At 66.5% G+C, this 1,232-nt stretch carries 2 protein-coding genes; both read left to right on the forward strand.

Features of this window, described 5'->3' with window-relative positions:
* Positions 1 to 104 precede the first annotated feature (104 nt).
* Positions 105 to 464, forward strand: a complete 360-nt coding sequence (locus AB0L75_RS44350) for a metalloregulator ArsR/SmtB family transcription factor (protein WP_010080053.1) — start codon at positions 105 to 107, stop codon at positions 462 to 464.
* Positions 461 to 1,063 (forward strand): cadmium resistance transporter, encoded by a 603-nt coding sequence (locus tag AB0L75_RS44355; protein ID WP_036341590.1) that lies wholly within the window; start codon positions 461 to 463, stop codon positions 1,061 to 1,063. Before AB0L75_RS44350 ends, AB0L75_RS44355 begins: the two co-directional genes overlap by 4 nt.
* Positions 1,064 to 1,232 lie beyond the last annotated feature (169 nt).

Here is a 1,232-nt window from a genome sequence, read left to right on the forward strand (position 1 = left end):
CGATGAGCAAACAGCGGGACGGCACGACGTTCTGTGCCGCCCCGCTGGGGTATAGCTTTACGAGGCGACACTGTAAGTTCAGCTCATACTGTATAGTTCAGTGAATGCTGACTATCGCCTCTCGTGTTGATGTGATGAACCGGTTGGGCCGAGCGATGGCCGACCCCACCCGGTCGCGGATCCTGATGACCTTGCTGGAACGGCCGGCGTACCCGGCCGAACTAGCGCGAGACTTGGGGCTGACCCGGTCGAACGTGTCGAACCACCTGGCGTGCTTGCGGGACTGCGGGATCGCGGTCGCCGTGGCCGAGGGCCGCCAGACCCGATACGAGATCGCCGATGCACACCTGGCGCGGGCGCTGACTGCTCTGGTCGAGGTCACCCTCGCGGTGGATGAGAGTGCTCCGTGCATCGATCCCGCCTGCTCGCTTCCCGGATGCGACGCAGCTGGGGAGGGCGCATGAGCCTCACCTCGGTCTTGCAGGCGATGGGCCTGTTCGCAGCGACCAACATCGACGACATCATCGTGCTCTCCCTCTTCTTCGCGCGAGGGGCAGGCCAGCGCGGCACTACCGCCCGCATTCTGGCCGGCCAGTACCTCGGATTCGCCGGCATCCTCGGTGCCGCGGTCCTGGTGACCATCGGCGCCGGAGCATTCCTGCCCCCGGCAGCCATCCCGTACTTCGGCCTCATCCCTCTGGGCCTCGGCCTCTGGGCCGCATGGCAGGCCTGGCGCGGAGACGATGACGACGATGACGACGAGGCCAAGGTTGCCGGCAAGAAGGTCGGCGTGTGGACAGTCGCAGGCGTCACCCTTGCCAACGGCGGCGACAACATCGGCGTCTACACCCCTGTCTTCCTCAGCGTGGAACCTCTCGCAGTAGTCGCCTACTGCATCGTCTTCCTCGCGCTCGTCGCGGTCCTGGTGGCCCTGGCAAAGTTCGTCGCCACCCGCCCCCCGATCGCCGAAGTGCTCGAACGCTGGGAGAACATCCTCTTCCCCATCGTTCTCATCGGCCTCGGCATCGTGATCCTCGTCAGCGGCGGAGCCTTCGGACTCTGACGTAGCGGCAGCGATCCAAACGGCCCCGACCGGGCGCACCCCTCTCGGTTCAGACCGCGACACCTACCTGCAGCCAGTCCTGCGTGATCGCGGCAACAAGACCGCCACGGTGGCCGCTGAGCCAGCCGGTGTAGTCCCGCAGGTCGGGGCGGCGTTTCCCGCCGGGGAG

The organism is Streptomyces sp. NPDC052101 (genome assembly GCF_040680235.1).
Lineage (GTDB): Bacteria > Actinomycetota > Actinomycetes > Streptomycetales > Streptomycetaceae > Streptomyces.